This is a genomic window from Salinithrix halophila, assembly GCF_042650125.1.
GTDB classification, from domain to species: domain Bacteria; phylum Bacillota; class Bacilli; order Thermoactinomycetales; family DSM-45169; genus Salinithrix; species Salinithrix halophila.
The window spans coordinates 149,608-176,526 of the sequence record NZ_JBHSAP010000018.1 but is presented as its reverse complement, the minus strand read 5'-3'; the positions used below and the strand labels follow the sequence as shown (position 1 = coordinate 176,526).

The window sequence follows — 26,919 nt, the reverse complement described above, 5'->3', positions numbered from 1 at the left end:
ATCCTACGTTACCGGCCTCCGGTCTCGTAAGGCTTCCCGATTGAAGCTGGCGCCTCCGCCCGTCCTACAAAACCCGCCAAGGCTAGGATCGTCAGGATATAGGGAAGCATACTGAGCACTTCGCTGGGAACATAGGCCGTCAAACCAAAAATTTGTCCGGTCAGGGCCAAGGCAACGGCAAACCCAAAGAAAGTAGAAGCTCCCAAAGCACCGAAGGGGTGCCATTTGCCGAAAATCAGAGCGGCCAGAGCGATAAAGCCCTGTCCTGCCACCGTCGATTGGTTAAACTCGCTTCCGATAGCGATCGACAGGCCTGCTCCGCCGATTCCCGCCAAGGCGCCGCTGATCAGAACCGCTGCATACCGCATGCGGAAGACGTTTACACCGGTGGTCTCCGCCGCCCGGGGATGTTCCCCTACCGCACGCAAGCGCATACCGAAAGGCGTACGATAGAGTACAAGGTAACTGACGAAAACAATCAATATCGCCAAATAAGTTGTGGGATAGGCATTGAAGAACGCCGGTCCAATGACGGGAATCTGGTCTAGTCCCGGAATCGGAAGTCGGTGGAGGGCATCTTTGATCAGCGGTGTCTGCCCGGCTCCCTCGTATAGGTGCTTGACCAAATAGACAGAAATACCAAGAGCGAGAAAGTTAATCGCTACCCCACTTACCACCTGATCCGCTTTAAAGGTGATGGAAGCGACAGCATGAGGGACAGCAAAGAGAATTCCGGCCACCATCGCTGCCATCAGGCCGATCCACGGGTTGTGGGTAATGAGGGTGGTAACAGCGGCGGTGAAGGCACCGATGGTCATTAAGCCTTCCAGTCCGATGTTAACGACCCCGGAGCGCTCGGAAAAAAGGCCTCCCATCGCGGTCAGAATCAAGGGTGTTGCATACAACACCGTTGTCTGAAGAATGTTGGTCAAAGTCTCAATCATCGGTTTTCACCGCCTTCTCGTTGGTTTGCTGTACCTTTTTCCGTTTACGACGCTGCATATACCAGCGGACGATATTGGCAGCGACGAAAAGGATGATCGCAGCGAACACGACGCGGATCACCTCAAAGGGCACACCCGCCGCAAACTCCATGCTGCTCCCCCCATAGGTGAGAATCCCGAAGAGAGAGGCCGCAAGGATAATGCCCACGGGCGAGTTGGCTCCTAGGAGGGCGACGGCAATCCCGTCGAAACCGATGCCAGTGTACGCTCCCTGGATGGCCAGATACCCCGAAGTTCCCAACAATTCCGATGCCCCCGCCAGTCCGGCGAAAGTCCCACTGATCATCATCGATAGAATCACATTCCGGTCGACGTTCATACCGGCATATTCCGAGGCAAGGGGGTTATAACCAACCGCCCGAAGTTCAAACCCATAGGTGGTTCGCCACAAAAGATAATACATGATAAAAGCTGCCAGAAGGGCGATAACAATCCCTAAATGGATCCGGGAATTGCCGAACAACTGGGAGATCGCATCCCATCGGATGGAAGCAGAAGATGGAATCTTTTCCGTCGAATCCGCTCCCGAAGTTAACCATACACGGATGACAGCATTTGAAGCATACAGGGCGACAAAATTGAGCATGATCGTGGTGATAACCTCGTGAACGCCACGCTTCGCTTTTAACAGACCGGGAAGAAATGCCCACAAGGCCCCACCGGCGGCACCAGCGAGAACGCAGACCGCTGCGTGGAGACCCGGGGGCAAATCCAACTTCAAAGCGACGATCACCGCCACCAACTGCCCGATGATGAACTGTCCCTCAACTCCGATATTGAAGAGGCCGGTCCGAAAAGCCAGCCCCACCGCCAGCCCAGTCAAAATCAGCGGTGTGATCGTCCGTATCGTCTCCCCGATATCGTATGGCTGGTAAAAAGCGCTTTGGAAAAGTGCCGTATAAGCCAAGATCGGATCATAACCCGCAACCATCATCATCACTGCGCCCACCAGAAGCCCGAGGAAGACAGAGATAAGAGATGTCAGGAAGGAAGACTGCTTGTTGATCTTAGACAAAACCTGCATTAGGGGGTCACCTCCGCGCCGCTTTGGCTACCCGCCATCAACAGACCAATCTCTTCTTCCGTCGCAGTGGCGGGATCTACCCAGCCGGCAATTTGACCTTCATAAATAATAGCGATCCGGTCGGAAAGTTTCCGGATTTCATCTAACTCCAGCGACATTAAGAGGACGGCTTTCCCCTTGTCCCGCTGCTCGATAAGTCGCCTGTGGATAAATTCAATCGCTCCCACATCCAAACCTCGGGTCGGTTGGGCTGCGATCAGAAACTCGGGATCCCGATCCACCTCTCTAGCGATGATCCCCTTTTGCTGGTTTCCCCCAGAAAGAGCCCGGGCCGGTGTATGGACATCCGGCGTACGAACATCAAATTCTTTGATGAGTTTGGTGGCGTATTCATAAATCTTCGGATAGCGAAGCGTCAATCCTTTTGCAAAAGGTTTTTGATTATAGGTCTGCAAAACCATGTTCTCCCCGATAGAAAAGTCGAGGACCAAGCCCCGTCGGTGCCGATCTTCAGGGATGTGACCCACCCCGCTCCGCGTGACTGCTCGGGGTTTTTGGTTGGTGATCTCCTTACCATGAAGGAAGATGTGACCTTTCCTGGCCTTTTTCAAACCGGTGATCGCTTCCAAGAGCTCCGATTGGCCATTGCCGTCGACACCGGCAAGACCGACGATTTCCCCTGCGCGAACTTCCAAGTTAAGCCCCCGTACAGCATCCACGTTTCGAGAATCCGATACGTAAAGGTTTCGTACCTCCAGAACCGTTTCACCTGATTCCGCTTTTTTCTTGTCCACGTCAAAGGTGACCTCCCGGCCTACCATCATCGAAGCAAGACGGTTTTCATTGGTCTCAGCAGTCTGAACTGTACCAATATGCTTTCCGCGCCGAATGATGGTCACCGCATCACAGATTCGCATAATCTCCTTCAGCTTGTGCGTGATGAAAATGATGGTTTTACCTTCTTGGACGAGATTTTTCATAATTTCACACAGTTCGTCAATCTCCTGGGGTCCAAGGACAGCGGTGGGCTCATCAAAGATAAGAATATCGGCTCCCCGGTAGAGGGTTTTCAGGATTTCCACCCGTTGCTGCATCCCGACGGAAATGTCCCGAATCCGAGCGCGCGGATCCACTTGCAGGCCATATCGATCGGAAATCTCCTGAACCTCCCGTTCCGCCTTTGCTCGATCAACGAGTCCGCGGCGGGTCGGTTCTGCACCCAGAATGATGTTCTCTGTTACGGTAAAGGGATCAACCAGCATAAAGTGCTGGTGGACCATTCCGATCCCTAATTCACCGGCGACGGTTGGCCCGGTAATTTCAGCCTTCCGCTCATTGATACGGATCTCACCCTCATCGGGTTGGTAGAGACCGAACAAGATATTCATCAGTGTCGATTTTCCGGCTCCGTTTTCTCCCAGCAGTGCATGGATCTCACCCTTTTTGACGGTGAGGTCGATGCTGTCGTTGGCAACAATTCCAGGGAATCGTTTCGTAATTCCCTTCATTTCCACGACGTTCATGGGAACTCCCCCTTTCTGTCGCGGCGAAAAGGACCAGCTGGAGCTGGCCCTTTTCGCTTCGTTCCAAAAAATGGTGTGTTAAGCGTTTAAGGTTTGAACTTCTTCAATTCCGCTTCAGTGGCTGGTACCTTGATCTTTCCGTCGATAATCTGCTGACGGTACTCGTCCACTTTCTTCAAGACCTTCTCCGGTACATGCTTTTTGGTCGTATCAGCATAAGTGACTCCGTTATCCTCGAGGCCCAGTTTTACTTCCTTACCACCGGGGAATTTACCCTCTTTATGCTCTTTCATGATATCGTAAACCGCCACATCCACCCGCTTTACCATGGAGGAAAGGGTGTGGTCGGGAGCGAGCCGGGATTGATCCATATCAACACCGATAGCCCAGTACTTCCCTTTTTTTCGGGTCTTTACTTCATCAAAGAGGCCTTTGCCCACCCCGCCAGCAGCGTGGTAGATGATATCCGTCCCATCGTTGTACAGGTTGGATGCGAGGGAGCGCCCTTTCGCCCCGTCGGTAAAGCTTTCAGCATACACCCGTTTCACTTCCGCTTTCGGGTTGGCCGCTCTTACGCCGGCAGTAAAGCCCGATTCAAATTTCTTGATCAACGGAGAGGTGACGCCGCCGATGAAGCCGACCTTGTTCGTCTTGGTCATGGAGCCAGCGATCACACCCATCAGAAAGGATCCCTCTTCTTCCTTGAAGGTGACGGCGACTACATTATCCGGAATTTTCCCTCCCAGATTGCTGTCGACGATTCCGAAGTGATTGTTTTTAAACTGATCGGCGACATCCGGGATCGCCTTTTCAAATTTGAAACCAACCCCCCAGATGAGATCCCGATTTTCACGGGCGAACTTGGTTAGGTTGGGGACAAATTCAGAGTCCCGTTTGGATTCCAAGGCTTTGATGCCGACATCCAGATCCTTCTCGGCTTTTTTCATTCCGGCCCAGGCTGTCTGGTTGAAGGATTCATCGTTCAAACCTCCGGTGTCAGTCACCAACCCTGCGGTGAAGCCTTTGTCGTCGTTACCGCCACCCTTGTCTTGAGCTGCCCCGCAACCCGTTACAGTCACCAGCGCAGCACTCAGGAGTAACGCCCCTAGAGCTTTCAGCTTCATACAATTGAACCCCCCTGATAGAAATCAAACAGAGCACAAATCCGACCAGCATCGAACAATCACCCATCATCCACACCCGACCATGGGTTGTAAGCGCTTTTTAAGCGTAAAATTGTGAATACAGATACCATACCTGGAAAGCTTGTCCATCATGCTTGCCCAGAAATATGCTCCTTTATTGTTATACCACGGTGTGTCTCGAAAGGCTACTGTTTTGTTTTATTAACCCTTTTAATACCATTAATACCGCAATCAGGCGTTTTGCTGATGCTTCCATTGTTCCGGTCCCATCAACACTTCCCGGGGTTTACTACCCTCATAGGGTCCCACAATCCCTCGTTGTTCCATGAAATCAATCAATCGAGCCGCCCGTGTATAGCCGATTCGCAGACGCCGTTGTAGTAGGGATACGGAGGCGGTTTTCGCTTCCACCACTAGCTGGACGGCTTCAGGGAAAAGACCGTCCTCGATGTCTCGCGGCCCTTGCACATCAGCCTCTTCCGGAATCATCTCCTCATTATAGTGTGCCTTCTGCTGTTCCTTCACAAATTGGACGACAGCTTCCACTTCCTTGTCCGATAGAAAAGATCCCTGCACCCGGACTGGCTTGGAAGCCCCAACGGGGAGGTACAACATATCCCCTCGACCGAGCAGCTTTTCTGCTCCCCCCATGTCGAGGATGGTCCGTGAATCCGCTTGGGAGGAAACACCAAAGGCGATTCGAGAGGGAATATTGGCTTTGATCACCCCCGTGATGACATCGACAGAGGGGCGCTGGGTAGCAATAATGAGGTGAATACCAGCTGCCCTGGCCATCTGGGCCAGTCGACAGATCGCATCCTCTACATCAGCTGGAGCAACCATCATCAAGTCAGCCAATTCATCCACGATTACCACAATATAAGGGAGAAGGTTTCCTTCTTTTTGCTCCCTTGCCAATTGGTTGTACCGTTCGATATCCCGGGCTCCGGAGTTGGCGAACAGTTCGTATCGCTTCTCCATCTCTGCCACTACTTTCTTGAGAGCGATGGCGGCTCGCCGGGAATCCGTCACGACAGGTGCCAGCAAATGAGGAATCCCATTGTAGATGTTCAACTCCACCATCTTGGGGTCGATCATCATAAATTTTACCTCATGGGGTTTGGCTTTATACAAGATGCTACAAATGATGTCATTGATGCATACACTTTTGCCCGCACCCGTGGCACCAGCCACCAATAGATGGGGCATCTTTGCCAAGTCACCGACAATGGGTTCGCCGGAGATATCCCGGCCCAAGCCGATGGAGATTTTTGAAGGAGCTTCATGATACTGAGAGCTCTCTAGTACATCCCGAAGCCCGACGATCGAAATCTCGGGGTTGGGCACCTCGATCCCGATTGCAGCCTTACCAGGGATAGGTGCCTCGATGCGGATATCCTTTGCTGCCAAGGAGAGAGCAATATCGTCCGTCAAGTTGACGATCCGGCTCACCTTGACACCGACGTCAGGCTGTACTTCGTAACGAGTAACAGCTGGCCCCCGATGAATCTGGGTCACTTTAGCCTTCACACCAAAGCTTTCCAGGGTGGCCTCCAATTTTCGGGCGTTATCTGTCATTCCCTGCCGTTCCTGGTTGCGTCCGCTTTTCTTCTGTTTTTTCAGCAGCGTATAGGGAGGAAGGCGATACTCCGGCAGTTCCTGTTCCTGATTAAACTGAACAGCTACCGTGCCGGTTTTTCCCCCGCCATCTTCTGTCGCCCCCTTCAGAGTGACCGCTGGTACGGGCGGTTCTTTCGTATCCTTGTTTTCAGCAGGGAATAGTTCAGGCTGTTCCATCTCTACAGGCTTATACCCCTGTTCTTCCTTTTCGGAAAAATCATGGATGACTGGAACCTCCTCTGCTGTCTCTGAAATCGAAGGCGCTTTTTTACCCCGCTTTTCTTTCCGTTTTTCCTGCGGAAGATTTCCGTTCTTTTTCGTGTTCCCTCTGCTGAAACGGCGAGCCATGTTGGCCTTCCATTCCCGGATCAGTTGGCGCCACCACTCCCGGATGGAACGCAATACGTTGATAAAAGATGAACCCGTTGATAGGAGGGCACCGGCCAGGCCAAGTGCGATCACGGCGATCGTGGAGCCCGTCCGATCGAAGAGGTATTGAAAAAGGGCATACCCCATCCCCCCGATCATCCCCCCTCCAACATCCGTAGGGATCCGGGACTGCCTTTCTTGTAGGATCTTCTCCCAGGTGGTCTGCAAAACGGGGCCATCGATGCCCCTGGATGCCAAGTTATCGAAGGTCTCCATGTGGTTCCATATCAAAAACGCAAACAAAACCAACAGGATTCCCGTCCAACGGGCTGACCAGCGATTGGGCCAATGCCGTTTCACCATCACATGCACAGCCAGCACCAAGCCCCCTAAGGGGAGGAGAAAGTCCCAATTTCCCACGAAAAAACGGGATAGGTAAGTAAGCGACCGCCCGACCGCTCCTAACTGGGCGAGAGCCATCAGCGACAGGGTGAATATGGCAATCCCGTACAATTCGTACAGGATGGCCTGTTGGATCCCCTCTGCCTTTTTTTTGCTATTTTTCGCCATGTTTGAATCACCTTTTCTACCCATTGCCGTATGTAGATCTATTTTCCCCATTATAACATGGAAAGACCCTCCAGCCGATGACGACCAAGAGGGTTCTTTGTTCTTTCCATTCCGATTCAGATAGATCCGGCTCAGGAGAGGGTCACCTTGTTGCCCGGTTGAAAACGCGGATTAAGGTAATGAGCGAGATCTGGGGAATGAAGACGGACGATACGGGCGTCTTCCCCCACCATCTCAACGGTCATCAGCACCCCTTCGACCTCAACCTCCCGGTAATCAGGCCCTGTAGAAGCGGGGTCCTGCAAAGCTTGCTCTGCAGGAATAACGGAATAATAGATCACTGAACCACGCCTCCATTCCGGTTCAGCTCAATTCTCCGGTTCAGCTCGCTCAGGGCCGCACCTAAACCGCCAACTTGGTCAATCAGTCCATATTTTACCGCATCGGCACCGATGACGTTAGTTCCGATATCCCGAGCCAGCTCCCCGGTACGAAACATCAGCTCCCTAAATTGATCTTGCGTAATATTGGAGTGCCGATCGACAAACCGGATCACTCGCTCCTGCATCTTCTCCATATACTCGAAGGTTTGGGGTACACCGACTACCAGGCCGGTCAAACGGACCGGGTGGATCGTCATCGTCGCTGTCTCGGCGATGAAGGAGACATCGGCAGCGACGGCAATCGGTACCCCAATGCTGTGGCCCCCACCCAGGACGAGGGAGACTGTCGGTTTGCTCATCGTAGCGATCATCTCAGCGATCGCCAACCCCGCCTCCACATCCCCACCCACGGTATTCAGAATCAGGACGACCCCTTCGATGTTTTCATTCTGCTCAGCAGCCACAATCTGCGGAATCACATGTTCATATTTGGTTGTCTTGTTCTGCGCAGGCATCACCAGGTGTCCTTCGATCTGGCCGATGACGGAAAGACAGTAGACGTTGGAGGAAAGTTGAGGGACATTGGATTGTCCGAGGGACTGGATAGCGTCGACAATCCCCTTTTTCTTTTGTTCCCCGTCCTTGTCCGGGGCTTTTTTTGGCTCTTGCGGATCTAACCCAGGCGGTAACTGAGGCTGTTTTTGAGGTTGTGTTTCCAGTTCAAATCGGCTGTCCATGATCGTTCCCCCTTTTCTTCCCTAGTAGGCTCTCCAGCGTAGGGATGCCGTATGCAAACAATCGGAAGTCAACCCCGGCAAGGCTGGGAAACCATTCCTCTCAGAGGGCGCACGCTTACGAATTCCATACATAGGTATTCGGAGATGCCTCCCCCGGAAAGGGACTCCATTCACCGGTAAAATAGATGTCCTTTATGCATCGGTAAAGAAGAGCTTTCATTCGCTTTCCCTTCCGTACTGAGCTTTGGATGCATGGGCAAGGGCATGTCTCTGGCCATTCAACATTCGGAATCAATATATCGAGAGGGCGGTGTGGTCGACGAAGAGCCTTTGCACTTATGGCAAGAGATCGGAGACAGCGACAGCGGTCCGGACATCTCCTGCAATGGATTGTTACAACCAGAATCAACCCGGCGGTCTGTCACATGGGTGGGTACGCCGGAAGAAACTATTAGACTTTCAAATCAGGCTTTTAGACTGAGTGAACCACCCAAACACTTGTAACCTCGAATACATAGGTTATAACAAAAGAGACGGGAGGTTCTGCCATTGCTCTTCTTTGACGAGAAACCCATTTATCCGCCAACATGTGAGAACAAAAATTTAACCAAAGTCAAAGTCAAAGTGGATTTAAGCAAACTAATCAAAATACTGCAAAATCAACAACGGCAAATTGAACGCATGCACGCCGATATCAAAACCTTGCAGCACCGTCTAACTCAATCCAAAAACAAAGGGAGGGTGAATACAAATGGACTTCGGTCACAAAGACTCAAAAAAAGATTGGAAAGACGATAAAGATTGGAAAGATAGAAAAAGATGGGATAAGAAAGATAAAGACAACAAATGCAAAAACATCAACATCACGGATATCGTGATCATCATCGACGTCGACGGCAAGAAGAAAAGAGCATCCCGGTCCTCTAAAAGATAGCTAACGAATAGAGAGGCACGAACTCCCGAGTCACTCTGATCGTTTTGCGATTTGAGTGGCATAACTTCCCTCGGCGTAAACGTCGAGGGGGGGTTTGTTTGAGGTGGTTTGGTGCTTTTTGCAAGAGATCGGAGACGTCCTCCACACCGACCCTCCCTACATACAGAAACTTGCATGACCAGTCACGACCTAAAAGTTTTCCACTATTAAAATGAAATGACCGATGAACAGTGGGAATACCATGGAACCGTTGTTCTTCAAACAAGACGGGCCATCCATCTATGAGGAACCCATTCATCCGGTAAAGTAACACCCACCTAGTGGCTGGCCACCATCCAAGACCTCCGATCAACGATAGTGACAAAGGTAAAGTTATGTAATATTTTGTCGAAAATATTGAAATATAAAAAACCTAGCGATAACATATAAATGGACACAAAAACTAAAAAGGGAAGGATGATGAAAAAATGATCTCCATTTCTCTCCTCATTGATTTGATCATTAGTATTGGACTGTAATCGTTCCTCAAAAAGTTTACACCAGTGAAAGAAAACGGCTTCTTCCCTTCATTGGAAGAGCCGTTTTTCACGGAGGTCACCGTTCCGAACGGTTTCGCTCAATCACATGTTTCGTATACTGGAAGCAACGCAGCGGGCTGCCTGGTCAAAGCACTCTCTCTTCCCCAACAACACAAATAGCCGCAACCCGGATACACGGGTTACGGCTATCAAAAACCAGTGATGCGATCAGACTTCCATGATGATCGGAAGGATCATCGGGCGGCGACGTGTCCGGTCGTAGAGGAACCGGGACAGGGCGTCACGGATGCTCGTCTTCAGGGAGGCCCATTCGCTCACGCGATCATTTGCGCATTTTTCCATCGTTTGGGTGACAATGCGGTTGGCTTCTTCCAGCAATTTTTCGGATTCGCGAACGTAAACGAAGCCGCGGGAGATGATATCCGGTCCGGACAAAATCTTGCCATTGCTTTTGCTCAGGGTGACTACAACTACTAAAATCCCGTCTTGAGACAAGAGTTTTCGGTCTCGTAGGACGATGTTACCCACATCGCCTACGCCCAGACCGTCAATGAGAACATTACCCGTTGCGACTTTCGAACCGTAGCGCGCCTTGCCGCCGGAGAACTCAACCACATCCCCGTTGTCGGAGATAAAGATGTTTTCCGGCCGGACGCCGACAGATTCGGCGAGTTGGCCGTGAGCCCGTAGCATACGGTGCTCACCGTGAATCGGGAAGAAGTACTTCGGTTGCATGAGGTTGAGCATGAGTTTGAGATCTTCCTGAGAACCGTGTCCGGAGACGTGCACACCATGCTGGGAGTTGGTACTATAGATGACATTCGCCCCTACCCGATACAGCTGATCCACCGTCTTGGCCACGGTCTTCTCGTTCCCCGGGATCGGGGTAGCGGCTAACACGACGGTATCGCCAGGCAGGATTTCGATCTTTCGGTGAGAACCATGGGCCATCCGGGTAAGAGCGGACATCGGTTCGCCCTGACTTCCGGTGGAAATGACCGCCACTTTGTGGGCAGGCAAACGGTTGATCTCGTCCGGATCGATAAGGAGATCGGAAGGAACGCGTAGATAGCCCAGTTCCATCGAGATGTTGACCACGTTGACCATGCTCCGTCCGATGACCGCCAATTTCCGGCCATGTTCATAGGCAGCATCCACTACCTGCTGAACTCGGGAGATGTTGGAAGCGAAAGTGGCCACGATTACCCGTTGTTTAGCCTTTCGGAAAATCTCCTCCAAGGCTTCCCCGACATTTCGCTCCGACCCGGTAAAGCCCGCCCGTTCGGCGTTGGTACTATCGGACAGAAGACAGAGAACACCTTTTTTACCGATTTCCGCCATTCGGTGCATGTCCGCCATATGCCCGTTAACCGGTGTCATGTCAAACTTGAAATCCCCGGTATGAACGACGGAGCCCTCAGGTGTGTCAAGACAGACTCCTACAGAGTCCGGTATGCTATGGTTGGTTTTGAAAAAGGTCGCCCGGACGGAACCCAGCTTCACTTCCGAGCGGTTGTGGATGACGATACGCTTGGTCTGGTTGAGGAGGTGTGCTTCCCGGAGCTTGTGCTCCACCAGTCCCATCGTCAGTTTAGTCCCGTAAACCGGGACATTCAGTTCCTTCAGGATATAGGGGAGTCCCCCAATATGGTCCTCATGCCCATGCGTCAACAGAATTCCGCGTACTTTGTCACGGTTTTCAACCAGATACGTGATGTCCGGAATCACCACATCGATGCCCAGCATCTCTTCTTCCGGAAACATAAGACCGGCATCGACAATGATGATATCGTCGCCGTACCGTACCACGTACATGTTTTTCCCGATTTCATCCAACCCACCGAGAGCAAAGACCGATAGCTTGCTTCGTGAGTTGTTTTTTGTCAAAAAAAATTCCTCCTGTAGATTATTCAATTGTTGTAGTTCACCCAAAAAAACCGCACAAGTCACTTATGAACATTATACACGATTGCCGAATCCGCTTGCAAGAATTCCCTCAAAATCTTTCCCGAGCAACAAAAAAGCCCCTATTGCAGGGGCTCAAAGACGGAGTCAGCGGAGGATACCCTGGGAAAAGAGAAGGGAATCCATCCACTCTTTTTCATCCGAGTCCAAGGGAATGACCGGTAGTCGTACCGTCTCCTCACACAGCCCCATGCGACTCAACGCGTACTTAAGAGGTGCGGGACTGGATGTCATGAACAACGCCCGGATGAGGGGCAGATGTTTTCGTTGGATGGCGGCTGCCCGGGTCGGATTTCCAGCAAAGTAGGCATCCATCATCTCCCTCATCTCCCGGCCTGTCAGGTGGCTGGCAACGCTGACCACTCCGTCGCCGCCGACGGCCAAATAAGGGAGGTTCAACTCATCGACACCGCTGTAGACAGCGGTTCCAGCGGGTTTCTTGGCGATCAGGTCCATCACCTGAACCAGGTTTCCACTGGCTTCTTTAATGGATGTGATGTTCGCTACATCTTCCGCCAATCGAACCATCGTTTCGACGGTCATGTTGACAGAGCTCCGTCCGGGAATGTTATAAAGCATGACCGGCAAGGAGGTGGACCCGGCAGCGATCCGAAAATGTTGGTACAACCCTTCCTGGGTGGGCTTATTATAATAGGGGACCACCAGCATGATCCCGTCGACACCGCAAGCTTCCGCTTCTTTCGTCAGTTCCACCGTGGTGTGGGTGTTGTTGCTCCCTGTCCCCGCCACCACTTTGACGCGGCCATTCGCCCGACGGAGAACAAAATCGAAGAGGTCCAGTTTCTCCTGGTGTGTCAATGTGGGGGACTCCCCAGTCGTTCCAGCTACAACCACTGTCTCGGTACCGGTGGCGATCAGGTGCTCCAACACCTGTTCGGTCCGTCCCCAATCGATGCCCTCTTCCTTGTTCATCGGTGTAATCATCGCAGTCAAAAGTCTGCCAAATTCCACGGTGTCCATCCCCCTAAACCGGTCGGTCTTTTGGATTCTCTCCCATTTAATGTACGTGAAGTTTATGAAGGTCGAATTTACGGTGAAGCGCCCGTACCGCTTTCACCATGTCCTCTCCCTTTACCAATACCCAAATGGTGGTATGGGAGTCGGCGGATTGTAGTATCTGAATGTCTTCTTGGGTAAGGGCTTCAGCGATTTTTGACATAACCCCCGGCACGCCGGCGATACCCGCCCCTACAACCGATACCTTGGCGCACTGACTATACAGCTCGGGCTCCAAGCCCAGGGACTTCAAGATTTCTTCCGCCCGTTCCGCTACGTGATCATAGACGGTATAAGCGACGCCACTGGGATTAATATTGATAAAATCGACACTGATCCCGTTTTCCGCCATGGCCTTGAAGACCGAAAACTGAAGATTGTATTCCCCATCCTTGGCGGGGACCTTAATTTGCGTAACATTCGCCATTTGCGTGATTCCCGTGATCAGCCGGTCACTGCATTCGCCAGCGAGGTTTTCCCCTTCATGGGCGCTGGTGACCAATGTTCCCGGGTGGTCGCTCATGGTGGCCCGGACGCGGATCGGCACATTGGTTTGCATGGCCAGCTCAACGGCACGGGGATGGATCACCTTTGCTCCCTGGAAAGCCAGGTTACAGATTTCTGTATAGGTGACGGTCTCTAGATGGGCGGCATCTTCGACAATCCGAGGGTCTGCTGTCATGATACCTTCCACATCGGTGAAAATATCCACCACCTCGGCATGAAGGGCCACCCCGAGGGCTGTAGCCGTCGTATCGCTGCCCCCACGGCCCAACGTGGTCACTTCACCCTCGGCTGTTCGCCCTTGGAAGCCAGCGAGAACAACGACCTTTCCCTTTTCCAATTCTTCCCGAACCCGGGTGGGGTTGATCGTGGCAATTTGGGCATTGGTAAACTGGTTGTTGGTGATAATACCCGCCTGACCGCCTGTTAATACGGCGTTGGGGATCTCCTCCTGATTCAGGAGACTAGACAAGGTGGAGGCGGAGATGATCTCGCCGCAAGATAGCAGGAGATCTTGCTCACGGGGCGACAGCACCCGCCCGTTTTGCCCGATCAAATCGAGGAAGGTGTCTGTAGCATAGGGGTCCCCTTTTCGCCCCATGGCAGAGACAACCACCACAAGAGCAACCCCTTCCTCCCTAGCCTGTCGGATATGGTGGATCACACGGGCGCGCATCTCTGGCGTAGCCACGGAAGTTCCCCCGAACTTCTGCACTCGAATTCTCATGAGGAAAAGTCCCCTCTTCTGCGATGGTTTAGACGAGGTGTTCTGCGATTTGGACGGCGTTGGTAGCAGCACCTTTCAACAGGTTATCCGATACGACCCACAGATTGAGTCCCCGCGGGTTGACTGTGTCCCTGCGAACCCGACCGACAAACACATCGTCATGGCCGGCAGCATCCAGGGGCATCGGATAAACCTGAGAGGCAATGTCGTCTTGCAGGACAATCCCTTCGGCTTCCCGGAGCGCCTGGCGAACTTCCTCCAGGTCGAAGTCTTTCCCCAGCTCCACATAGAGGGATTCGCTGTGGCCCCGCAACACCGGTACGCGGACGCAAGTAGCTGTAACGCCGATCGCGTCATCTCGGAAGATCTTCTTTGTCTCCCGCACCATTTTCATCTCTTCCAGGGTAAATCCGTTATCTTCAGCCACATCACACTGGGGAATGGCATTAAATGCGATTGGATAATGTTTCTCAAGTTTCCCCACAGGCATGATCTCTTTTTTCGGTTCCGTCCCTTCCAGAAGGGAACGGGATTGCTCTGTCAATTCTTCCATGGCTTTGGCTCCAGAACCGGAGACCGCTTGATAGGTGGAGACGATCACTCTGTCAAATCCGAATCGCTCATACAAAGGTTTCAACGCAACCACCATCTGGATAGTGGAGCAGTTGGGATTAGCGATAATTCCTTTGTGATTGTCGATTTCATCTCTGTTCACTTCCGGCACTACCAACGGCACTTCTGGATCCATGCGAAAAGCGTTGGTGTTGTCGACGACGACGGCTCCCCGCTTTACCGCTTCCGGGGCGAACTTTTCGCTGACGCCGCCACCGGCGCTAAATAGAGCTATGTCCACGCCTTCGAAAGCCTCTGGCGTCGCCTCCCGGATGGTGACGTCTTCACCGCGGAACTTGACAGTATTCCCTGCCGAACGTGCCGAGGCGAGCGGTCGCAGTTCCTTTACCGGAAAATTTCGCTCTTCCAAGTTCCGTAGGATCTGTTGACCCACGGCTCCTGATGCTCCTAGAACAGCTACGGTCACTTCACGAGATGGCATTGATATAAATCCCCCTCACAAAAGATCGCCAAAAGAACCAAGAGCCTTCGTTGGTCTGAAGGCCTCTTTCATTCTATGGCGTTCTATCAACATCTTTATCTATTATGAGGTTAAATCGCGGTATTTTTCAACTATCAATGGTTGTAATTGATATCCATCCATGGCTGCTTGCACCGTTTCAGGGATCAAATCCATCCGGGCAACCATCGATTTGGGCTTTCCTTCGGGGTTATCCTGGCCAAAAGGAACAAAATAAATGTCCTTAGCAGCGAGCAGCCGAGCAAGATTGGCCGCATTGAGACCGAGAGCATCATTTGTAGATATGGCCAGCACCACGGGTCGATGATTACGCATCTGGGCTTTGGCAGCCATCAGCACCGGCCCGTCGGTGAGGGCATTGGCGAGCCGAGCAAGGCTGTTACCCGTACAAGGGGCGATCAGCATACAATCTAGCAGATTCTTCGGGCCTATCGGCTCTACTTCCGGAACAGATGCATAGATTTTCTCGTTGGTGATCCCTTTTATTTTCTCCATCCAATCCTTCGCTGTACCGAATCGACTGTCCACCTTTTGTACGGTGTGAGAGACGATTGGGATCACCCGGGCTCCCAATTCGACGAATCGTTCCATCTGGGGGAGAACTTCGTCATGGGTACAATGGGAACCCGTCAATCCGAATCCGATCGTCTTCCCTGTCAAATCCATCAGGACGGATCCTCCTCTCCGTATTCCTCTGCCAACAGGCGTGTCATCGTTTGTGCCAGGATGCGTCCGGCTGTCTTGGAAGCGACAATCCCCGGCAGACTCGGAGCCAACATGGCCTTGATTCCCCGCTTTTTTGCAAAGGAAAAATCCACACCTCCAGGTTTGGAAGCCAGGTCGATGATGACAGCACTATAGGGCATGGCTTTCAACACCTGGTCTGTCACCACCAGAGCGGGGACCGTGTTAAAGAGCAGGTCGACATCCTTCACCTCTTCGCGAAGGTTCACCATCTCAAAAGGCAGGAGACCCATTTCCACGCTCCGCGCCACTTGGTCTGGCTGACGGACCCCTACCTTTACCCGGGCTCCTAGGGCATGGAGGGTGCGGCATAAGGTCATCCCTACCCTGCCCAGACCCAATACCAGTGTGGTAGAGCCGTGAATTGTAATGTTCGTATTCTGGATCGCCATCATCAGTGCTCCCTCCACGGTTGGAATGGAGTTATAGATGGCAACGTCGTCCCTCTTCAACAGTTCGACTAGTCGGATGGAATGGGTGGCACAAAGATTTTTAAGATATGATTTCGCAATACCTGCGTAAACGACGGCATGGGAAGGGAGGGCGTTAATGTCCGCCTCGGTCAGCACCAATGTCTTGGTGGTAAAGATACTGTCTATATGACCTTCCTCATCCGTTCCCAGGATCGGCAGGATTAACATATCGACGGTTTTAAACAGTTCGGGAGTCAGTTCCCGGTGACTGGCACCGCTGAACGGACTCTGAAGGTTGTCAAATCCGATCAGACTTACTTTTGCATTCAAATCGGTGCAGCTTTTAATCACTTCCAACTGCCGGGCATCCCCACCGATGAACGCGACATGCTTCCCTGTCAACATCTCCCTCTGCAGACCCCTTTCCCGGGAGAGTTCCCGCGCGATGCCCTCCCTTCGGAAGTCGTCGCTTCTCTCTTGCATCATATGTTGGGGTCGCGTTATCGGTTACCTTTGTCGGGCACCGGAGTTCATCGCTCCTTCATCCGTCCTTTTCCCTCGGTCTCCACGATCACCATCTCCGGGCCGATCTTTTTGATGTGTCTCCATGCAATAGGGCGATCTCCCTGTTTCCGACCGAACCAGGAAGTGCCCACAGGAAGAATCAGGGAATCGATTTTTCCCGTCTGGAGATCAATCACCAGATCCGCCTGCCCCACCGTTCCGATGCGTTCTCCGCCAGCGATATCGATCAATTCCTTATCACAGAACTCACTCCAACGCATACCCATTCCTCCCTTTAGCGGGTGAACCCCGTCCTTGTATGAAATCTATCGCCGTTGGGATCTCGGTATGATAAAAAGGGACAAGAAAAAATGCCTCCTAAAGGAGGCGTCTAATGTTACTGTTTTCGGTCTTTTTCGGCATGATACTGATTCATGATCCTGTCCAGTTCGCGGCTGATAGGCAGGACAGCGGCATGGGAAAGGCGGTCAGCTTCCCCTTTTACCGCCTGATAAAGGGCAGCCCTCAAGTGCTCCACTTCCCGCTCCAATGTTTTCAATCGCGCAGAACTCACCTTGTTCCCTCCGCAATCGTTATTAAATACTTTCATGAATCCTCTCGCTCCCATATTAGCGGCGGGACCCCGCTTAAGCAAAGAGCGTGAAGTGGATGGGTCCTCGCTCCCATAACTTGTCCTTTTTCAGGTGGCTGTTGTCTAAAAGCAGGAAGAATTCCCAACTGATCAGTAGGGTACGATCCTCCCCGCTAATTCAGAGCTCTCCCTTGTTCGGCGCCGTTACTTACCCGTGTGACCAAATCCTCCACTGCCCCGTTCTGTAGCGGAAAGTTCTCTCGCCTGAGTGATCCGGACTTTCGGCAGCTCCTGAAAGACCAGCTGGGCAATTCGTTCTCCGCGTCGAATGGAGAAGGGTTCCTGTCCGTGATTGTGCAGAATGACCTTCACTTCGCCCCGATAGTCCGAATCGATTGTTCCCGGCGAGTTCAGGAGAGTAATTCCATGCTTGAGAGCGAGACCGCTCCGAGGGCGAACTTGCGCCTCCAGTTCCTCCGGCATCTCCAAAGCGATTCCAGTTGGAATCAAGACCCGTTCCCCTGGTTCAAGTACCGTCTCGTCCATGACAGCTGCCTGCAAGTCGAAGCCAGCTGCAGATTCCGACATTCTTTCCGGGATCGATAGATCATCGTTTCCCGGTAGTTGCTGAATCCGAACATTATACAACAAGTGCATCCCTCCTGAATACCGGCGGGATTTTCCCATCCGGCGAGATGATGGACAGTGCCATGGGCCGGGAGAAAACATCCCGGGCGGTTTTCAGGATTTCCTCGCGGGTAAGCTCTTCCACTGCCTCCACGACTTCATCCATGGACATATGGTGTCCTAGAAGGAGTTCGTTTTTGCCAAGGCGGCTCATTCGGTTGTTGGTACTCTCTAGACTCATCATCAGACTGCCTTTTAATTGCTCTTTTCCTTTTTTTAATTCGGCTTCTGTCACACCCCGTTGCCGGATGTCCTCCAGGATACCGGTTACCAGTCCCAGGACTTCGTCCGCCTGGTCATGGCCAGTTCCAGCGTAGATGGTGAACAGACCGCTATCACTGTACGCGCTATGGTAGGAAAAGACGGAATAAGCCAGCCCCCGTTCCTCCCTCACCTCCTGAAAAAGGCGGGAACTCATATTACCACCGAGAATGTTATTTAAGAGGATGAAGGAATAAATGCGGGAGTCCTTGATCGGTACCCCTGGTAAGCCCAGGCAAAAATGGGTCTGCTCCGTCGCTTTGGCTCGGCTGATCACCTCTGCCGTATATATCGGGGCTTCTTCTGACTCTTCCTTTTCTGTCTTTCCCGTGAAACCAACGAAGCGAGCTTCCACCTGTTGTAGCCAATCCCTGGGAAGGTTGCCTGCCAAAGCGATCACCAACTGATCCGCCCGGTAGTGCCGATCCCGGTATGTCCGAACGGTATCCCTGTCAAAGTGTCGGATGTTATCCACACTTCCCAGAACCGGATATCCAAGAGGATGTTGCGAAAAAGCGGCGGATGAAAGCCAGTCATGAATAATGTCGTCTGGTGTATCCTCCACCATCCGGATCTCTTCTTCAATCACTTTTTGCTCTTTGCCGATTTCTTCCGCTTGAAAGGTGGATTCGAAGAACATGTCCGCCAATACATCCATAGCGATCGGTAAATGTTCATCCAATACCTTCGCGTAATAACACGTCATCTCTTTGGAGGTAAAGGCGTTAACATGACCACCGATCTCATCAAATGTTTCTGCCAGCTGTCGGGCTGTCCGCGTCTTCGTTCCCTTAAACATCATATGCTCCAGAAAGTGGGAGATCCCGTTGTTATCCAAGCTTTCGTGCCGAGAGCCCGTCCCGATCCAAAGCCCGAAAGCAACAGACCGCACGTGGGGAATCGATTCCGCCACAACACGGACCCCATTGGGTAGCGTATGTTTCTGTATCACCTTGTTGCCAGTTCCTCCTTTTATCCCATCAGGCGTGCCGGTTCAAAGAGTGACCCTGCACCCTCTTCGAGCCGACATCGATTGGTACCATGGCATTTTCCGCTCAATCAAAAGATGCCATCCGGCACTGGTTTTGTCATTTTTTTCCGCGAAGTATCCCCACTATATCAAAAGCTACTTCCCGGCTCAACATGGTCCACCCGTTTGGAAGAGAGAAGTTCGCTCACCGTTCCCAATTTTATTCCTTCATTCTCTATCGTGCGTATAATTTGGGGCAGAGCTTGAACCGTTCGGCCTGTCGGATGCATGAGGATTAAGATACCATTATCCACTCCCTGCCTTACTCGGGACACCATCCATTCCGGGGTGGAACTCTCCCGCCAGTCCACCGTGTCCACCGTCCACAGCACGGTTTTCATTCCCAGACGATTTGCCTCTTCCAAGGTCGCTTGGTTGAAATCCCCGGCAGGGGGGGCAAAAAAGGAGGATCGAATTCCTAACTGCCGAATTAACTTCTCGGTTCGACTAATCTCTCCTCGGATCCGCTCCCGGGAAAGGCTGCTCATCATCGGATGGGTATAGGCATGATTCCCCACCTCATGTCCTTTCTTTATTAACCCTCTGGCGATATCCTGATGTTTGGCCAGCCAGGAACCATCGAGGAAAAAGGTGGCCGAAACCTTTTCCCGATCCAGGATGGCGAGCATCTGAGGCAAATATTCCGTTCCCCAGGCTACGTTGATCATCAGGGAAGCCATCGGTTTTTCCGGGTTTCCCCGATAGATAGGACTAAGCCCCAAATCCTCCAGTTTTACTTTCGGGGGAACTTCGCTGTAAACCCAATGAATCGGCTTCTCACTCCCGTTCTTTCGGGCCAGACGGTAGGTTTCCTCCCTATCCACCACCAGGCCGTTATAGCCTGGAATCGCCTTCCACACCCGATCCATCCGAGCGTCGATGGGCTTCTTGTCCCGTACCTTGGATCCTTGTTCGATTCGTTCTTTCAACGGATCCTCCTCCGAAAAGACCGGCCTGGCCTCTCCTTCTTTGACCGCTTCCACATAAGCCGTTACAGAGGAAGAGTGGATCGTCATCCAAACTAACAAAACGACGGGGAACATCCAACGTTTTTTTAGCCTCCGTCTTTTCAAGTTCCCGCACCCCCTGTCCAATTGATACTAACTTATGCGGAGCAGAGGGTACCTATACGGGAGAGAAAACCCCAGGGGTCGAACAACAAAAAAAGAGGCAGATCGCTCTGACTCTTTTTCACCCATTATTTTACGGCTAGGACAGTGGGAGTTACTTTGTTCGTACCTCTTCCTTCAAAACCGCTTTTCGCGATAAGTTGATCCGGCCCTGGTTATCAATTTCCGTCACTTTAACCATGATCGTATCCCCAACATTGGCCACATCGGTCACTTTGTTAACCCGGTCTGTATCCAACTGTGAGATATGTACCAGGCCTTCTTTTCCTGGGAGAACCTCAACAAAGGCACCGTATTTCTCCACCCGTTTAACGGTCCCGCTATAAATATCACCGACAGCGACTTCCCGAACCAGATCCTCGATGATCTTCTTCGCCTTCTCGTTTTGAGCAGGATCCGTCGAGGCAATGAACACCCGGCCATCCTGTTCGATGTCGATCTTTACCCCGGTCTCCTCGATAATCTTGTTGATGACCCGGCCACTGGGACCGATCACATCGCGAATTTTGTCAGGGTGGATTTTGAGGGACAAGATCTTGGGTGCGTAGGGAGAAAGCATCTGGCGGGGTTCGTCAATCGCTGCCGTCATGTTATCAAGCAACACCAAGCGGGCTCGATGGGCTTGCGCCAATGCCTGTTCCAGGACAGTACGGTCAATCTCTTCGATTTTGATATCCATCTGGAGAGCCGTCACCCCATGCCGCGTTCCGGCAACCTTGAAGTCCATATCACCAAGGTGGTCCTCCATTCCCTGGATATCGGTGAGCACCGCCACGTTATCCCCTTCCTTAACGAGACCCATGGCGATTCCAGCAACGGGAGACTTGATCGGAACACCTGCGTCCATCATCGCTAGGGTAGAGGCACAGATACTGGCCTGTGAAGTGGAACCGTTAGACTCCAGCACCTCAGAAACGAGACGAATGGTGTAAGGAAAATCTTCCTCTGAGGGTACTACGGGTTCCAGAGCCCGCTCACCCAGGGCGCCGTGCCCTACTTCCCGACGGCCCGGTGCCCGCAAGGGCCGGGATTCACCGACGGAGAAGGGTGGAAAGTTATAATGGTGCATGAACCGTTTGGACTCTTCCAGGTCGAGTCCGTCCAAGATCTGAACATCCCCGAGGGCTCCCAGCGTGCATATGGAAAGAACTTGGGTCTGTCCTCGCCGGAAGAGACCGGACCCGTGGGTTCTCGGCAGAATACCGACTTCACTAGAGAGGGACCGGATTTCCTCAGGAGCTCTGCCGTCAGGGCGTATCGATTCTTCCAGAATCATTCGGCGCACCTGCTCCTTCAGAACCATCCCAAGGACCTCGGAAATCTCATGTCCCCAATCTTCTTCCGGATAGGCCTCTGCCAATTGTTCAAGAACATCAGCCTTCACTTGGTCAATCGCTTCCTGGCGAGCCTGTTTTTCTACTACCTTGGCCGCTTCCAGCATCGAAGGTGTTGCCAGATCTCGGACCCGTTGCTCCAATTCGCTGTCTACCTGGGCCAGCTGTGGGGCGATCTTTTCCCTTCCATGCTCCGCGGTGATCTTCTCTTGAAAAGCAACCATTTTCTTGATCGCTTCGTGGCCAAAGAGGATCGCTTCCAACATGACATCTTCCGGAATCTCATCCGCTCCGGCTTCAACCATGTTGACACCATGCCTGGTCCCGGCGACGACGAGGTGCAGATCGCTTTTCTCCGCCTGTTCTACCGTCGGATTCAGGATGAGTTCACCTTCGATCCGACCGACAATCACCCCTGCAATCGGGCCGGCGAAAGGGATATCGGAGATGGACAGGGCAGCTGAAGCTCCAATCATCGCCGCAATCTCTGATGAACAATCCTGGTCGACGGACATTACGGTCGTAACGACCTGGACATCATTTCGGAATCCTTCCGGGAAGAGAGGCCGGATCGGTCGGTCAATCAAGCGGCTTGCCAAAATGGCTTTTTCACTCGGTCGGCCCTCCCGTTTGATAAATCCACCGGGGATCTTGCCAACGGCATACAAGCGTTCTTCATAGTTAACGGTTAGGGGAAAGAAGGGCAAATCCTTCGGTTCCGCCGAAGCTACCGCAGTCGCCAGTACCGCTGTCTCCCCGTAGCGAACCATGACAGCTCCGTTGGCTTGGTTCGCAAACTTCCCGAATTCCAATGTGAGCCGGCGATCGGCCAGTTCTGTTTCATATACAGTCGATTCCATCTCGGTTGTTTTTCCTCCTCTCACAGCAGCATAAATACCCTTCTGCATAGTCTCAGTATTTCCTTCCAAAAGCCTTTTAGAGCCGCTTACTGAAAAAAGCGGGGAAATCCCCGCTTCTTTGCTCGAGTTACCGGCGCAAACCCAGTTTTTCAATCACAACCCGATACCGCGCAATATCGTTCTTCTTCAGATAGTTGAGCAGGTTGCGTCGCTGCCCGACCATCTTGAGAAGCCCGCGGCGGGAATGGTGATCTTTTTTATGTTCGCGCAGATGCTCGTTCAACTCGTTGATCCGAGTCGTCAGAATGGCAATCTGCACTTCCGGGGACCCGGTATCGTTCTCATGGGTCTTGAACTCGTTAATAATTTCCCGTTTCCGTTCCAGGGACAAAGTCATCGTCCTTCACCTCCTTATCTGGCAGAACCCCCCTGGCCCAGGCCATCGCCGAGGCAGTCGATCATCCGCGCCAGGGTTGCCGGCAGCAGGATTTCCCGCTATCCGGTGTTTAGAAGCGTTTATAAGGCCGCCTCCACACCCAAAACAGTATAGCATACAAACTGGGCCCGAGTAAACGAGGATACCGGCAATCCATCTGTCACCCGTTTTGCCTTAGCCAAGCACGCGCTTTTTGCTCATCGGCCTTCAACTGGTCAATCAGAGCCTCCACTGAAGCAAAGCGTGTTTCTTCTCGAAGACGGTGAAGGAAAGAGACTTCCAACTCTTCCCCGTAAAGGTTGTCTTCCCGATCAAAAAGGTGGACTTCCAGGGTCTGGCGGGGTTCTGAATCTTTAAAGGTAGGCCGGTAGCCGATGTTCATCATCCCGTCAGCCCTCTCGCTCCCCCAACAAACCCGTACGGCGTATACCCCTTCCGCCGGAACTGTATAGGGTTCCGTCAGCTGAAGGTTGGCCGTGGGAAAACCGATGGCACGCCCCCGCTGATCACCTTCCACAACCCGCCCACGCAGGGTGTAAGGGCGACCGAGGATGTCCCGGCTTTCCTCCACTTCTCCCTGAGATAGCGCTTTGCGAAGCCGGGTGCTTGACAAGGGGAGGCCTTTCTCGTAAACAGGCAATGTTACTGCCGCTTGGTAGCGGCCTTTCCCGAGGCGGACCAGATCATCCGCTTGCCCTCCCGCCCCTCTTCCGAAGGAGAAGTTAAACCCGCAGGCAGCGCCTGTTACCCCCAGGGGCAGAAGTACCTGCTCAACAAAAGCTTCCTTAGATAACGACGCGAACTCCAGGTCGAAGTTCATGACATAGGTTCGATCGACACCCAGGCGCTGGAATTGCCGCAGCTTCTCCGGAAGGGGTGTCAGATAATGGCTCATCTCCCCTTTCCCCAAGACCTCCCTCGGGTGGGGGTGAAAAGTCATCACTCCCACCGCTGCACCGGTCTCCTCTGCCAGCCGGCGGGCATTCTCGATGACCGCCTGATGGCCCAGATGGACTCCATCGAAATAACCGATCGCGAGGGCGACCGGCCCCGGAAGAGTCCGGTCTGTCAACGGATAGGTTAAATGGAAAGTTTCCATCGGCTTCAACTCCATTCCCGTCACCATGCCCGGAAGACTTTTTCCGGGTGCGCGGTCCTCTCATCAACCTGCCGGTAGAGTCCGCAAAACCGGCCATCTTCCGTGTATACACGGAGCAATCTCCCTCCCGGGAGAAGTGAAAAAGCTTCTTCCCATTCAACGGATCCGCCATTCATCAACGCGTCATAATCCTCATCAGGCAATAAGAGAGCGGGAAAATGAACTAATGTATCACCCGGCGCAGCCATCACATCTTCCCAATTCCCGCGAGCGGCTATTGCCTCCAACTCCTCCAAGCTAACGGAATCCTCCAAGGTAAAAGGGCCACTCTCTACACGGGTCAGATGGGACATATGAGCTGGAACACCCAAGGAGTCTCCAATGTCGGCACATAGCGTCCGTATATAGGTACCTTTGGAACACCGGACATCAAAGTTGACGCGGGGATGAGGCCCCTCTTCAAACCCCGTCCGCACCAAAGAATGGATGATAGCCCGTCGGGGCTTTCTCTCCACCTCTTTTCCTTCTCTCGCCAGGTCATAGAGGCGCCGCCCCCCCACCTTCACGGCGGAATACATGGGCGGCACCTGTTCGATCTCGCCGGTGAAACGGGCAAAAGCGGCATCTACCTCTTCTGGAGAGCATTCCACCTTCGCGACCTGCGCAATCAATTGACCGGAAGCATCCTGGGTATCCGTCGACACCCCCAGAACGAGGGTTCCAAGATAACGTTTGGGCATTTGCTGGATGTATTCCGCGATGCGGGTGGCCTGTCCCAGGCAAACCGGGAGAACTCCTTCCACATCGGGATCCAGCGTCCCCGTGTGACCCACTCGTTTCTGCCCTGCCAGGCGGCGGAGACGGGAGACCACATCATGAGAGGTCATCCCTGGCGCTTTCCGCACCGGGATCACACCATGAAGCATCATCCATCACCCCGTTGTAAGCGTTGGGTCACCCGAACCAAAATCTCTTCCTCCACCTGTTTCCGGGTACCGGTAAGGGTACAACCGGCTGCCCGGGCATGGCCACCGCCTCCAAAAGACTGGGCCAGTTCACCGACGTCGACCACTTCCCGGGAGCGTAGGCTGACTTTCACCTCTCCCTCAGGAGTCTCACGGAAGAGGATTCCCACGTCTACCCCTGCCACATTGCGGGCATAGTTGACGATTCCCTCCATCTCATCTTCTGCCGCCTCCGCTTCGGTGAAATCCTGCCGAGTCAGCCACATCCAGGCAACTTGTCCGCTTTCAGAAAAAGCGAGGGTATCCAACGCTCTGCGGAGGAGAGCGAGCTGGCTTCGGGATATCGTCTCAATCGCCCTGTCAGCGATTTCCGCCGCATCCACACCCTGTCCGAGCAGTCGTGCAGCCAGCTCCATCACGTTGTGGGTCGTGTTGGAATAACGAAAGCCCCCAGTGTCTGTTAACAGACCCGTATACAGGCATTCGGCCAGGGGCTGGTCCCACTCCACTCCCAGGGCATCAGCCAGGTGGCAAAGCACCTCCGCTGTTGCCGCTGCGTCATCGATCACGAGGTTCACAGCGCCAAAACGGTCATTTGTCACGTGATGATCGATATTGAGCACTTCCGCATCCCCGGTCAGCATGGGGGAGATCTCCCCCATGCGGGCAGCATCGGCTACGTCCACTGCCACCACCCGAGAAAAGGGCTCCATGTCTCCAGCTTCTTCCAGAGAACGGATTTGTTGTGCACCGGGTAGGAATTTGAACTTCTCCGGCACCTTGGAGGCGTTAACCAAAACGAAGGCTTTCCCCAGCTTTTCCAAGATTCGACCTACCGCACAGGTAGAGCCGATAGCGTCCCCGTCGGGATTCACGTGAGAGACAACCAGGAAGCGCTCCCCTGTGTGAAGGAAATTTACCGCTCCCTTGAAGTCCTCATTCAACGCCGCCGTCATCTCGATTCACTTCTTCCAACAACTTGGTGATATGCTGGCCGTGTTCGATGGAGGCATCGAACTTAAAGAGAAGCTCGGGTGTATGGCGAAGTTGGATACGACGACCGATCTCCGAGCGGAGAAATCCTTTTGCCTTCTCCAGCCCTTCTAGTGTCTGCTTCTTCTGTTCGTCATCTCCAAAAACACTGATAAACACTTTCGCCTGTTGCAAGTCACCGCTCATTTCCACAGCGGTCACCGTTACAAACCCGACACGAGGGTCTTTCATCTCATGCTGCAGTACCTGGCTCAGTTCTTTTTTTACCTGTTCGCCGACCCGACTCGCACGGATGCGTGCCATCGACGACACCTCCTGTTCGACCCGATTCGCTTTCCTGTATTCTTTCGGGATGTATACCGGGGTTGAGAGAGAAACCTCTTCGTCCCGGATTTAAATGCTAAGAGAAGGACACATTGGGCCTCCACCCAGTATTATAGGAAAGAAATCTCGGCCTCGATAATCTCTAATGCTTCGTTATTCTCCAGCAGGTTGAGGGCCAATGTCAACTCCCGCTCCAAAATCCGTTTGTCACTGGCCACTCCGCCTACAGCGAGGACGGCAAACTGTCGGTCGTCTTGGGACCCCGTCTCGGCAGCGGATAGGTTAAACCGGTGCCGGATACGCTCTAGGCCGCTTTTGACAGCCCGGCGTTTCTCCTTGAGGGAATGGGCTCCCGGGATACGGCACCGGCACTCCAGGACCCCGATAACCATG

Annotated in this window: 26 protein-coding genes; 1 reads left to right on the top strand and 25 read right to left on the bottom strand. The window is 52.9% G+C overall.

The window, feature by feature from the left end; all coding sequences use genetic code 11:
- Positions 1 to 8: 8 nt before the first annotated feature.
- The 7 genes from ACFOUO_RS13835 to ACFOUO_RS13805 form a co-directional block, all read right to left on the bottom strand.
- A complete protein-coding gene (locus ACFOUO_RS13835; RefSeq protein ID WP_380705734.1) occupies positions 9 to 944 on the bottom strand; it encodes an ABC transporter permease in 936 nt (311 codons plus the stop codon).
- Positions 937 to 2,028, bottom strand: coding sequence for an ABC transporter permease (locus ACFOUO_RS13830; RefSeq protein ID WP_380705733.1), 1,092 nt, complete (start codon positions 2,026 to 2,028; stop codon positions 937 to 939). Before ACFOUO_RS13830 ends, ACFOUO_RS13835 begins: the two co-directional genes overlap by 8 nt.
- The gene (locus tag ACFOUO_RS13825) at positions 2,028 to 3,551 is read right to left on the bottom strand and encodes an ABC transporter ATP-binding protein (protein ID WP_380705732.1); all 1,524 of its coding nucleotides are present in this window, start codon (positions 3,549 to 3,551) and stop codon (positions 2,028 to 2,030) included. Before ACFOUO_RS13825 ends, ACFOUO_RS13830 begins: the two co-directional genes overlap by 1 nt.
- 86 nt (positions 3,552 to 3,637) lie before the next feature.
- On the bottom strand, positions 3,638 to 4,675 hold the full coding sequence (locus tag ACFOUO_RS13820) for a BMP family lipoprotein (RefSeq protein ID WP_380705731.1): 1,038 nt from the start codon (positions 4,673 to 4,675) through the stop codon (positions 3,638 to 3,640).
- 252 nt (positions 4,676 to 4,927) lie between these two features.
- Complete coding sequence (locus tag ACFOUO_RS13815; protein ID WP_380705730.1) at positions 4,928 to 7,255, bottom strand: FtsK/SpoIIIE family DNA translocase; 2,328 nt, start codon at positions 7,253 to 7,255, stop codon at positions 4,928 to 4,930.
- A gap of 131 nt (positions 7,256 to 7,386) precedes the next feature.
- Positions 7,387 to 7,596 carry a YlzJ-like family protein gene (locus tag ACFOUO_RS13810; RefSeq protein ID WP_380705729.1) on the bottom strand — a complete coding sequence of 70 codons (210 nt, stop codon included), beginning with the start codon at positions 7,594 to 7,596 and terminating at the stop codon, positions 7,387 to 7,389.
- Complete coding sequence (locus tag ACFOUO_RS13805) at positions 7,593 to 8,375, bottom strand: ClpP family protease (RefSeq protein ID WP_380705728.1); 783 nt, start codon at positions 8,373 to 8,375, stop codon at positions 7,593 to 7,595. Before ACFOUO_RS13805 ends, ACFOUO_RS13810 begins: the two co-directional genes overlap by 4 nt.
- 751 nt (positions 8,376 to 9,126) lie before the next feature.
- On the opposite strand from ACFOUO_RS13805, the gene ACFOUO_RS13800 reads away from it, so the two are divergent.
- Complete coding sequence (locus tag ACFOUO_RS13800) at positions 9,127 to 9,309, top strand: hypothetical protein (protein WP_380705727.1); 183 nt, start codon at positions 9,127 to 9,129, stop codon at positions 9,307 to 9,309.
- A 746-nt stretch (positions 9,310 to 10,055) separates the two neighbouring features.
- On the opposite strand, the gene ACFOUO_RS13795 is transcribed toward ACFOUO_RS13800, so the two are convergent.
- From ACFOUO_RS13795 to ACFOUO_RS13710, 18 genes are all read right to left on the bottom strand, one after another.
- Positions 10,056 to 11,735 (bottom strand): ribonuclease J, encoded by a 1,680-nt coding sequence (locus tag ACFOUO_RS13795; RefSeq protein WP_380705726.1) that lies wholly within the window; start codon positions 11,733 to 11,735, stop codon positions 10,056 to 10,058.
- A gap of 165 nt (positions 11,736 to 11,900) precedes the next feature.
- Positions 11,901 to 12,794: a 4-hydroxy-tetrahydrodipicolinate synthase gene (gene dapA, locus ACFOUO_RS13790; protein WP_380705725.1), complete on the bottom strand. Its 894-nt coding sequence runs from the start codon at positions 12,792 to 12,794 to the stop codon at positions 11,901 to 11,903.
- A gap of 37 nt (positions 12,795 to 12,831) precedes the next feature.
- Positions 12,832 to 14,061, bottom strand: a complete 1,230-nt coding sequence (gene dapG, locus ACFOUO_RS13785) for an aspartate kinase (protein WP_380705724.1) — start codon at positions 14,059 to 14,061, stop codon at positions 12,832 to 12,834.
- A gap of 28 nt (positions 14,062 to 14,089) precedes the next feature.
- The gene (locus ACFOUO_RS13780; RefSeq protein ID WP_380705723.1) at positions 14,090 to 15,115 is read right to left on the bottom strand and encodes an aspartate-semialdehyde dehydrogenase; all 1,026 of its coding nucleotides are present in this window, start codon (positions 15,113 to 15,115) and stop codon (positions 14,090 to 14,092) included.
- 102 nt (positions 15,116 to 15,217) lie between these two features.
- The gene (locus ACFOUO_RS13775; protein WP_380705722.1) at positions 15,218 to 15,820 is read right to left on the bottom strand and encodes a dipicolinate synthase subunit B; all 603 of its coding nucleotides are present in this window, start codon (positions 15,818 to 15,820) and stop codon (positions 15,218 to 15,220) included.
- Positions 15,820 to 16,716: a dipicolinate synthase subunit DpsA gene (dpsA, locus tag ACFOUO_RS13770; RefSeq protein ID WP_380706256.1), complete on the bottom strand. Its 897-nt coding sequence runs from the start codon at positions 16,714 to 16,716 to the stop codon at positions 15,820 to 15,822. Before dpsA ends, ACFOUO_RS13775 begins: the two co-directional genes overlap by 1 nt.
- A 125-nt stretch (positions 16,717 to 16,841) precedes the next feature.
- Positions 16,842 to 17,096: a YlmC/YmxH family sporulation protein gene (locus ACFOUO_RS13765; protein WP_380705721.1), complete on the bottom strand. Its 255-nt coding sequence runs from the start codon at positions 17,094 to 17,096 to the stop codon at positions 16,842 to 16,844.
- 116 nt (positions 17,097 to 17,212) lie between these two features.
- Positions 17,213 to 17,389 (bottom strand): Spo0E family sporulation regulatory protein-aspartic acid phosphatase, encoded by a 177-nt coding sequence (locus ACFOUO_RS13760; RefSeq protein WP_380705720.1) that lies wholly within the window; start codon positions 17,387 to 17,389, stop codon positions 17,213 to 17,215.
- 222 nt (positions 17,390 to 17,611) lie between these two features.
- Positions 17,612 to 18,064: a dUTP diphosphatase gene (gene dut, locus ACFOUO_RS13755; protein WP_380705719.1), complete on the bottom strand. Its 453-nt coding sequence runs from the start codon at positions 18,062 to 18,064 to the stop codon at positions 17,612 to 17,614.
- Positions 18,048 to 19,307 carry a M16 family metallopeptidase gene (locus tag ACFOUO_RS13750; protein WP_380705718.1) on the bottom strand — a complete coding sequence of 420 codons (1,260 nt, stop codon included), beginning with the start codon at positions 19,305 to 19,307 and terminating at the stop codon, positions 18,048 to 18,050. The genes dut and ACFOUO_RS13750 overlap by 17 nt, the downstream gene beginning before the upstream one ends.
- 167 nt (positions 19,308 to 19,474) lie before the next feature.
- The gene (locus tag ACFOUO_RS13745; RefSeq protein WP_380705717.1) at positions 19,475 to 20,458 is read right to left on the bottom strand and encodes a polysaccharide deacetylase family protein; all 984 of its coding nucleotides are present in this window, start codon (positions 20,456 to 20,458) and stop codon (positions 19,475 to 19,477) included.
- A gap of 151 nt (positions 20,459 to 20,609) precedes the next feature.
- Positions 20,610 to 22,709 (bottom strand): polyribonucleotide nucleotidyltransferase, encoded by a 2,100-nt coding sequence (pnp, locus tag ACFOUO_RS13740; RefSeq protein WP_380705716.1) that lies wholly within the window; start codon positions 22,707 to 22,709, stop codon positions 20,610 to 20,612.
- 127 nt (positions 22,710 to 22,836) lie between these two features.
- Entirely contained in the window at positions 22,837 to 23,106 is a 270-nt protein-coding gene (gene rpsO, locus ACFOUO_RS13735; protein WP_380705715.1) for a 30S ribosomal protein S15, read from the bottom strand.
- 199 nt (positions 23,107 to 23,305) lie between these two features.
- Entirely contained in the window at positions 23,306 to 24,244 is a 939-nt protein-coding gene (locus tag ACFOUO_RS13730) for a bifunctional riboflavin kinase/FAD synthetase (protein ID WP_380705714.1), read from the bottom strand.
- A gap of 20 nt (positions 24,245 to 24,264) precedes the next feature.
- Positions 24,265 to 25,170, bottom strand: a complete 906-nt coding sequence (truB, locus tag ACFOUO_RS13725) for a tRNA pseudouridine(55) synthase TruB (RefSeq protein WP_380705713.1) — start codon at positions 25,168 to 25,170, stop codon at positions 24,265 to 24,267.
- Entirely contained in the window at positions 25,170 to 26,165 is a 996-nt protein-coding gene (locus tag ACFOUO_RS13720; protein ID WP_380705712.1) for a DHH family phosphoesterase, read from the bottom strand. Before ACFOUO_RS13720 ends, truB begins: the two co-directional genes overlap by 1 nt.
- Positions 26,146 to 26,505 (bottom strand): 30S ribosome-binding factor RbfA, encoded by a 360-nt coding sequence (rbfA, locus tag ACFOUO_RS13715; RefSeq protein WP_380705711.1) that lies wholly within the window; start codon positions 26,503 to 26,505, stop codon positions 26,146 to 26,148. The genes ACFOUO_RS13720 and rbfA overlap by 20 nt, the downstream gene beginning before the upstream one ends.
- 131 nt (positions 26,506 to 26,636) lie before the next feature.
- Positions 26,637 to 26,918, bottom strand: coding sequence for a DUF503 domain-containing protein (locus ACFOUO_RS13710; protein ID WP_380705710.1), 282 nt, complete (start codon positions 26,916 to 26,918; stop codon positions 26,637 to 26,639).
- Position 26,919: the final 1 nt, after the last annotated feature.